The sequence below is a fragment of the Ideonella azotifigens genome (genome assembly GCF_006519715.1).
In the GTDB taxonomy this organism is placed as follows: Bacteria; Pseudomonadota; Gammaproteobacteria; order Burkholderiales; family Burkholderiaceae_C; genus Ideonella; species Ideonella azotifigens.
On the sequence record NZ_VIDT01000205.1, the window covers coordinates 1 to 8,289 of the forward strand.

The following is an 8,289-nucleotide window of genomic DNA, read 5'->3' on the forward strand; positions in this document are numbered from 1 at the left end:
GACTGCGCGGTCTTTGTGTGGCCGGCGGCCGTGCTGCGGCCGATCCTGGCGCACTGTGCGGCCGCCGATCTGCAGGCCTTCTCAGCCCTGCTGCAGCAAGACGAGGCCGACGGTGCGGCGCTGTCTGCCGAGCGGCTGGTGGCCTGGGCGCGCGCCGAGGCGTGACGCGCCCTTGCGCGCTCAAACCTTGCGCACGCCGGCAGTGATATCCTGTGTACCAGGAACCCGAAAGGTACACATCGTGCGCACGAACATCGAGATCGACGACAAGCTCATGAAAGACGCGCTCCTTGCGACTGGTGCAAAGACCAAAAAGGAAGCGGTTGAGCTTGGGCTGCGGACTCTGCTTGACCTTCGTGCTCAAGAGAAAGCCCGGGAACTGCGCGGGAAAATCACCTGGGAAGGTGACCTCAACGCGATGAGAACCGACAAGTGATTCTTGTCGACTCCAGCGTTTGGATCGACTACTTCCGTTCGACAGACACGCCGCAGGTTGCCTTACTCGACTCCTTGCTTGGGCGAACCCGAATCGCAGTCGGAGATTTGATCGCAGGTGAAGTTCTGCAAGGTATTCGCGACGACAAAGAGTTCAAACGGGTCAAGGATATCTTCGATGCCTTTACCCGTCTCGACCTCTGCGGATACGACCTGGCTTTGAAGGCGGCAGAAAACTACCGCACTCTTCGGGCAAAAGGCATCACCACCCGAAAGACCATCGACACCTTGATCGCAACGCGGTGCATCGAGGATGGTCTGACTCTCCTGCACTCCGACAGAGACTTCGCACCTTTCGCGATGCACCTGGGTCTACGCGAGGCATATTCGGAAGCCTAGCAAGCTGCGACGCCCGACGGTCACACATCGTTCCGACATGGCACGACGGATCGGCGCTGATCGGATGTTGCTACTTCCCTTTACGCGCGCCACGGCAACCGTCGGCGCGCCTGCGGGTACTCAAGAAGGTCCGCATCGATTGCCACCTACGGCTTCCAGGGCACCGCTGAAAAGCGAGCCGGCTGCAGGGGGACGCGATGCCTCCATCCGAGCTGTTCCATGCCACACCCTTGCTACCTCCGCGACCTGCACGGCCAAGAACCTGGCGACTATCCAATGCCCCTGTGGGACATCGTGATCTGGGACGAAACCCGGCAGCGCTACTTCTGCTCGGAAGCCACGTTTGACGACCCCGCCGAGGCACACGGCTACCTGGCCACCACCGAACCGGCGCTCATGCTGCGCACGGCCTACGCCCTGAAGCTGCAGCTGGTGCCACCGGCCATCGTGGCCGCCGTGGCGGCGCGACAAGCCCTGTGCCAGCGCGCCGCCGCTGCCTGCCTGACCCGCACCACATGGACGGTGCCCTGCCAGCCAAGCCAGAAGCTGGCCCCTCCGCCCTGCCCTCTGGCGCTGGCCGCACTGTGGCCGGCTGGCTGATCCCGCCCAGGCCTCAATCGTGCGACTTGCAATTGCAGAGTTCGAATTCGTGACCGCCGGGTGATGCTTGTCTCAGGAGTTCAGTTCGGCGCAACAGGCCTGCCGAAGGCGGGTTCCCCTGAACGAAAGGCTCAGCCCGCAATGTGGCGGAGCTAGAAGCACTGCGCATCATTGGGGTTCTCGGCCACACGACAACTCCACTGGAACAACTCAGCGCCATTCTTCATGGAACGGCGGAACCTGGCTGCGGGCTGATTGGCGATGGCGTCAGGGAGTGGCAACTCGGCTTTGACCGCCGACGTGTTTTCGTAGAAGTTGACGAAGCAGGTGCGCTCAGGTGGACACAACTTGGCCAACTGAACCTGGTAAGCCGAGAAATCTCTCGCCTGCTCTTTGGGAACGATCACGACTTGAACCAGGCCCTGCACGCCGACCACCTGCCACGACGGCGAATCTTCTGCCTTGACGCTGGCGGCGCACAGCATCGCGGCCACGCCCGCGAGCAAGCACACCGCGCGATGCCCCGTCGTATTCATTGCCAGATCTCCGGTGAAAGGCGCAATCCTCATCCTGTCCCATTAGATGCAGGCCGCACCATTTCGTCAACTTGACCAGCACAGGGAAGTCCATGACGATTCTGGCCGTGGGCATTGATCTCGCCAAGAACGTTTTTGCCGAGCATGGCGTGGGTGAGTCCGGTCATCCTGAACTTCAAGGAAGTTTCATCCCTCATTCATACTCTCGCTGAACGGCATGCGAGAAGACCAGCGGATTGGCGGTGAGAGAAGCCTGGAGAAAAGTGGGGCGTAGATTGATCGCAGCCAGATCTTCAAGCGCGAACCAGCGAAATTCCAGATTCAGGTGGCTCTCCAAGCCACAGTAGGTTCGAGCCTTGTCGAGGTGACCTGAGGTTTCGGCAAGTGATACGAGGAAATAAAAACCGATTTCGTGGTTGCGGCGCCCTGCAAGATCAAAGAAATTCTCTGCTATGTGGAGAAGTTGGCCGCATTCAACATCCTCCCCGAGCTCTTCCTTCATCTCTCGGACGATGGTAGCTGATGCCTCCTCGCCCACTTCCACCCGGCCACCCGGGAGAGCCCAGTATTCGTCGCCTGGCGCTCGATGGAGCAGCACGTATCCGGCATGAAGGACGATGGCAGCGGCACGAACCTGGAATCGCTGGCCTTGGAGATCGACAGAAATCATGAGGCCCAGCGTTCGATGTGAGGGTTGGCCCGCTTGTGGGAACTCCCTGCAGAAGGGTTTGGCAACACAGCGTTGCTCAGCAGGGAATTGCTTCGAGATCGGGCTCGACAAACGCCGTGCGAGCGCGCTCAGAGAACAATGCAGCAGCGGAGTAATGAGTCAGCATGACCTTCGTGTCCAGAAGTGCTTGGCTGTGTGCGATGAATTCTGAGAAGGCGCTAGCGTCTCTTCGGCTCATGAAATGAGAGACCGCCATGATCCATGCGCGGGTGAGTGTCTCGTGAAACTTCTCACGAGGAATTTCATTGGCATCGAGGAATGCCAGGAGCGCCTCACGCATCTTCTGCTCGGCGTAATTCAAATCGCCTCGACAAAGATAGACATAGGCCATGCGCAGGTGAGCGAGGTGATTGAACTCGCTGGCTGGTATTTCACCGCCCTCGAATGCGCGCGTGAACTCAAGATCTGATTGCGACGCTACGGAAACTGACACGACATTCTCCTGTGTTGTCTACGTTGAAGCTGAGGGGCCGAAGACAGATGACCGCGCGCAGCAATGGCGGGCTGTTGAGCATAACGCTGGTAGCGGAAGAAGTGCAGCAGCCTGTCGGTGGTCGCCATCAAGGCAGTGGCGCGCGAGCTAGCGCGAGCCTGCTACCACGTCATGAAAGACGGCAAGCCTTTCGACGTGTCCGCCAGCGCCGATCCCACCCAAGCAAAGAGTTCGTTGCGCCCGTACCGTGAGCCACAAGGGGCTGGATCGCACCCGTGCGAAGCCACAGACCTGTGCGGCCGGCTCGACTGGCTGCGTGGATTGGACGCGGTGGGGAACAGAGGGGTTTTCTGGGGCTGCGAACGCAGCCAGGGGCCAGTCGCCGCAAAGCGCCCGAGCCTTGATCCTGATGGGTGACTGGTGCGCAGCGGCGCAACCAATCTCCGAGAACCAAGTGTGCAGTGACCTCAACGGCTGGGAATGCAGGCTTTGGAGGGAAAAATGCGGGGGACGACCGCAGAAATCTGCTCGTCCCCATTGACGGAGGCGGCTAATGGGTGACCCCGAGATCCAGACTTGAGACCGCCTTGGTATTTCAGCAGTCCGCTAGGCCATCTTCTGCAGTGTCATCAACGCGGCGTACAAGTAGTTCCCTGCAGCACCCTGAATAGACCCTTTCACAAAGAGTTCCTTGAGGGTGTTGGCCAGTGATGGCTGACTCTGTAGCAGTGGGTTCAACTGCTCCACGAGTTTATCGACAGATGGCTGATCACTCGTTTCGAAAGAGTCGGCGATAACTCTCATCATCTCGCGATTGTCGCCGGTCAACGACATAGCAATGTTCCGCAGTGCCTCCGCCGTTTGTCCGGACTCATACTGCGTCTTGTCGAGCAGGCGCCGCATAAAGCCAATTTCTCCCTCGAGGGAGGCGATTCGGTCGCCGAGGCCCTTTCTCTCGATATAAAGCAAGTCTCGCGTCTGCTGAACCTCCAAGCGTGAAAGTTCCAGCTTATGTCGAAGTGCCATAGCGTCTCTGGCATCTGGCATGTATTCGTCAACGGACAGATCGCCGGAGACAACCAAGGCATATTGGCCAAGTTCCCGTTCAATCTTCTCTATTTCGCCTGATGGGGTCTCGATTATGAGGGAAACCCTATCGCCCTCCTGTTCGATGCGAATTCGAACGTCGAGAGTTGGATACTTCTTTTCAACTATCGTTCCAAAATAGGCTAGTAGAGCCATCCCCGCTTGTTTGTATTCCGGCTTGAAGACTATTGATCGGACCAGTTCATCTGCAATATTCTTATTCTTGATATCTATATTAAGTTCAATAGCGACTTGGTCGAAGGCCATTTGCGCTTGGCGAAATATCTCAATGAAGTGGACGGGGTGCTGGTTTCGTTCCGGAATTTCTCCGCGCGTATCAAGTGCACGCGCATCGAGGCCAAGCGGATCGCCGGCCATCCTGTCGAATGCTTGCCTGTAGGGTGTCTCATCGAATGGGGCATTGAGTCGACGAGCCTCCTCGCATTCCTTGGGAAAGAATCGAGCGAGCAGTTCGGCGTAGGAGACGAGGCTTCGATGGCAAGAAAGTACATTAGCACGGAGAAGGTCAGCATCGTCTCGGAGAGCGGACTTTGTCACGATAGAGAGCAGCATTAGTAGTTGATCTCGGAGGAACTTCCGCGCATCGGCCAACACCTTGCCGTCCGTATAGTCAGCAAAGAAAGGATACAGGTGCGAGTCTCGATAGTCTAGTCGGCGAGCTAACACTTCGAGGAGGCGTCTTGCGCGGTGAGTATTCATGTGACTCTCAGGAGGTGTTTGTGGTCGCTCGGGTTGACGCGGCAAAGGACGGAGCACGTTGAGTGCCCTACTTCTTTATCGGGCGACCGCTTTGCTGCGTAAGACCTACCTGTCTCCATAAAAATGGGATCTCAAGTGGCCGCAAGTTAGCGTCGGCATTGATTTTTCCAGCGGCTGGACCCGTGTCATTCATTGCGAAATTTCCGGCGAAAGGAGCAGTCCTCGTCCGGTCTCATTGGATGCAGGCGGCGCCATTTCGTCAACCTTTCCCGGATGGATGCAGCAACTTCGCTACGCCGTACCCCACGAGGGAAAACCGGGTTGCGTTGGGTAGCACGCTGGCTCGCAGACACACCGCGCCCCAAAAACAAAAACCCGCCGAAGCGGGTTTTTGAATGAGGCGGGCAGCGCAGTGTCAGAGACGCTCGGACACCCAGGCTTGCACGCCCGCCAGCGCCGCCGGCAGCGCCGCAGCGTCGGTCCCCCCAGCCATCGCCATGTCCGGCTTGCCGCCGCCCTTGCCGCCCACTTGCTGGGCCACGAAGTTCACCAGTTCGCCGGCCTTGAGCTTGGAGATGGTGTCTGCGGTGACGCCTGCGGCGATCTGGACCTTGCCGCCGTCGACTGCGGCCAGCACGATGGCGGCGGTCTTCAGCTTGTTTTTCAGCTGGTCCATGGTGGCGCGCAGCGTTGCGGCGTCTGCGCCTTGCAGGGTGGCGGCAAGGACCTTGATGCCCTTGACGTCGACGGCTTGGGCGACCAGTTCGTCGCCCTGGCTGGAGGCGAGTTTGCCCTTCAGCGAGGCGACTTCCTTTTCGAGGGCGCGCAGCTGGTCCTGCAGGCTGCCGATGCGGCTGCTCAGCTCAGCCGGTGCGGCCTTCAGCGAGGCGGCCACTTCGTTGACCGTGTGCTCCAGGCTTTGCAGGTAGGCCAGCGCGTTGGCACCGGTGACGGCTTCGACGCGGCGGATGCCGGCGGCCACGCCGCTTTCGCTGACGATCTTGAACAGGCCGATGTCCCCTGTGCGCTGCACGTGGGTGCCGCCGCAGAGTTCCTTCGAGCTGCCGATGCTCAGCACGCGCACGGTGTCGCCGTATTTCTCGCCAAACAGCATCATCGCGCCGCTTTTCTGCGCGTCGTCCAGCGCCATCACTTCGGCTTGCGCCGCAGCGTTGGCCAGGATCTCGGCGTTGACCTTGGCTTCAACTTCCTTGATCTGCGCTTCGGTCATCGGCGAGGTGTGCGCGAAGTCGAAGCGGGTGCGCTCGGCGTTGACCAGCGAGCCCTTCTGCTGCACGTGCGTGCCCAGCACTTCGCGCAAGGCCTTGTGCATCAGGTGGGTGGCGCTGTGGTTGCGCACGGTGCGGGCGCGGTGCTCGGCGTTGACGCGGGCGGTGAAGGTGTCGCCCACCTTGACTTCGCCTTCGAGCACGCGGCCGTGGTGGCCGAACACGTCGGCCTGGATCTTCATCGTGTCTTCGACGACCACGCGGGTGCTGGCGTTGCGCAGCTCGCCGGTGTCGCCCACCTGGCCGCCGGACTCGGCGTAGAACGGCGTGTGGTCCAGCACGATGACGGCGTCGTCACCGGCGCGGGCCACGTCCACCGGGCTGCCGTCCACATAGACCTGGACCACGCGCGAGGCTTCGCGCAGCAGCTCGTCGTAGCCGTGAAAGGTGGTGGGCGAGCCGGTGTAGGCCAGGCCCGCGGCCATCTTGAACTTGCCTGCTGCACGGGCCTGCTCGCGCTGGCGCGCCATTGCGGCGTCGAAGCCGGCCTGGTCCACCGTCACGCCACGCTCGCGGCAGACGTCGGCCGTCAGGTCGACCGGGAAGCCGAAGGTGTCATGCAGCTTGAAGGCGGTTTCGCCGTCGATGACCTTGGTGCCCGTGGCCAGTGCGGCCTCGAGGATCTCCATGCCGCGCTCGATGGTCTGGAAGAAGCGCTCTTCTTCCTGCTTCAGCACGGCCGTGACCCGCGCTTCGCCCTGGCGCAGCTCGGGGTAGGCGTCGCCCATCTGGTTGACCAGCTCGGGCAGGATCTTGTGGAAGAACGGGGTGCGCGCGCCCAGCTTGTAGCCGTGGCGGATGGCGCGGCGGGCAATGCGGCGCAGCACGTAGCCGCGGCCTTCGTTGCCGGGGATCACGCCGTCCACGATGGTGAAGGAGCAGGCGCGGATGTGGTCGGCGATGACCTTCAGCGAGGCGCTGTCCTTGTCGCAGTCACCAGCCCCGGCACCGTCAACGGCGGCCTTCGCGGCAGCCAGCAGCGCAACGAAGGTGTCGATCTCGTAGTTCGAATGCACATGCTGCAGCACCGCAGCCAGGCGCTCCAGGCCCATGCCGGTGTCCACCGAGGGCTTGGGCAGCTTGTGCATCACACCGTCTTCGGTGCGGTTGAACTGCATGAAGACGTTGTTCCAGATCTCGATGTAGCGGTCGCCGTCTTCGTCCGGGCTGCCCGGGGGGCCGCCGGCGATTTCCGGGCCGTGGTCGTAGAAGATCTCGGTGCAGGGGCCGCAGGGGCCCGTGTCGCCCATCATCCAGAAATTGTCGGAGGCGTAGCGGCCGCCCTTGTTGTCGCCGATGCGGATGATGCGTTCGGCCGGCACGCCCACCACCTTGTGCCAGATGTCATAGGCCTCGTCGTCTTCGGCGTAGACGGTGACCCACAGCTTCTCGGCCGGCAGCATGAACTTGGTCGTCAGCAGCTCCCAGGCGTACTGGATGGCATCGTGCTTGAAGTAATCCCCGAAGCTGAAGTTGCCCAGCATCTCGAAGAAGGTGTGGTGGCGCGCGGTGTAGCCGACGTTGTCCAGGTCGTTGTGCTTGCCGCCGGCGCGGATGCACTTCTGGCTGGTCGTGGCACGGGTGTAGGCGCGCTTGTCGAAGCCCAGGAACACGTCCTTGAACTGGTTCATGCCCGCGTTGGTGAACAACAGCGTCGGGTCGTCTCCGGGCACCACGGGCGACGAGGCCACGATGGTGTGGCCCTTGGACTCGAAGAACTTCAGGAAGGTCTGGCGGATCTCTGCGGCTTTCATCCGGGTCTTTTCTCGAGGGTCACGCCGAGTCTGGCGAAGCTTTCGATTATAGGTGGCGAGGGCCGGCCTTGCGGCCTGGGCAAGCCCGTGGCCCTGGGGCGCGGGCTGCCCAGGTTGTGCGGCAGGCAGGCCTCGTCACAAAATGCAGCCAAAGCGGAAAACCGCAAGTTCAAAGAGGGTCCAAGAAGCTTGGCATGAGGGAGGAAAGATGGAAATCGAACGTTTCGAGCGCATGGTCGCTCGGCTGGAGGCCGAGAGCGCGGCCGCGCCCCGGCGCTACCAGCTCAAGGTGGCGCTGCTGGCACTC

8 protein-coding genes are annotated in these 8,289 nt (G+C 61.1%); 3 read left to right on the forward strand and 5 right to left on the reverse strand.

Annotated elements, in window-relative coordinates:
* Positions 1–241 precede the first annotated feature (241 nt).
* The 3 genes from FKP22_RS14045 to FKP22_RS14055 all read left to right on the forward strand — a co-directional run bounded on the left by FKP22_RS14045 (position 242) and on the right by FKP22_RS14055 (position 1,434).
* Positions 242–436 (forward strand): type II toxin-antitoxin system VapB family antitoxin, encoded by a 195-nt coding sequence (locus tag FKP22_RS14045; RefSeq protein ID WP_141288104.1) that lies wholly within the window; start codon positions 242–244, stop codon positions 434–436.
* Positions 433–834, forward strand: a complete 402-nt coding sequence (gene vapC / locus FKP22_RS14050) for a type II toxin-antitoxin system VapC family toxin (RefSeq protein WP_141288105.1) — start codon at positions 433–435, stop codon at positions 832–834. Before FKP22_RS14045 ends, vapC begins: the two co-directional genes overlap by 4 nt.
* Positions 835–1,110: 276 nt before the next feature.
* Positions 1,111–1,434, forward strand: a complete 324-nt coding sequence (locus tag FKP22_RS14055) for a hypothetical protein (protein ID WP_170200903.1) — start codon at positions 1,111–1,113, stop codon at positions 1,432–1,434.
* 152 nt (positions 1,435–1,586) lie between these two features.
* On the opposite strand, the gene FKP22_RS14060 is transcribed toward FKP22_RS14055, so the two are convergent.
* The 5 genes from FKP22_RS14060 to alaS all read right to left on the reverse strand — a co-directional run bounded on the left by FKP22_RS14060 (position 1,587) and on the right by alaS (position 7,982).
* Positions 1,587–1,970: a hypothetical protein gene (locus FKP22_RS14060; RefSeq protein ID WP_141288107.1), complete on the reverse strand. Its 384-nt coding sequence runs from the start codon at positions 1,968–1,970 to the stop codon at positions 1,587–1,589.
* 193 nt (positions 1,971–2,163) lie between these two features.
* Positions 2,164–2,640 carry an NUDIX hydrolase gene (locus FKP22_RS14065; protein WP_141288108.1) on the reverse strand — a complete coding sequence of 159 codons (477 nt, stop codon included), beginning with the start codon at positions 2,638–2,640 and terminating at the stop codon, positions 2,164–2,166.
* A 76-nt stretch (positions 2,641–2,716) separates the two neighbouring features.
* Positions 2,717–3,133, reverse strand: a complete 417-nt coding sequence (locus FKP22_RS14070) for a hypothetical protein (RefSeq protein ID WP_211361408.1) — start codon at positions 3,131–3,133, stop codon at positions 2,717–2,719.
* Positions 3,134–3,739: 606 nt separating this feature from the next.
* Positions 3,740–4,939, reverse strand: coding sequence for a hypothetical protein (locus FKP22_RS14080; protein ID WP_141288110.1), 1,200 nt, complete (start codon positions 4,937–4,939; stop codon positions 3,740–3,742).
* 415 nt (positions 4,940–5,354) lie between these two features.
* On the reverse strand, positions 5,355–7,982 hold the full coding sequence (gene alaS / locus FKP22_RS14085) for an alanine--tRNA ligase (RefSeq protein WP_141288111.1): 2,628 nt from the start codon (positions 7,980–7,982) through the stop codon (positions 5,355–5,357).
* Positions 7,983–8,289 lie beyond the last annotated feature (307 nt).

Bases quoted from the DNA above. Each gene is read 5' to 3' on its own strand.
- FKP22_RS14055 (WP_170200903.1), top strand. From the start codon at position 1,111: ATGCCCCTGTGGGACATCGTGATCTGGGACGAAACCCGGCAGCGCTAC.
- FKP22_RS14060 (WP_141288107.1), bottom strand. From the start codon at position 1,970: ATGAATACGACGGGGCATCGCGCGGTGTGCTTGCTCGCGGGCGTGGCC.
- FKP22_RS14080 (WP_141288110.1), bottom strand. From the start codon at position 4,939: ATGAATACTCACCGCGCAAGACGCCTCCTCGAAGTGTTAGCTCGCCGA.
- FKP22_RS14065 (WP_141288108.1), bottom strand. From the start codon at position 2,640: ATGATTTCTGTCGATCTCCAAGGCCAGCGATTCCAGGTTCGTGCCGCT.
- alaS (WP_141288111.1), bottom strand. From the start codon at position 7,982: ATGAAAGCCGCAGAGATCCGCCAGACCTTCCTGAAGTTCTTCGAGTCC.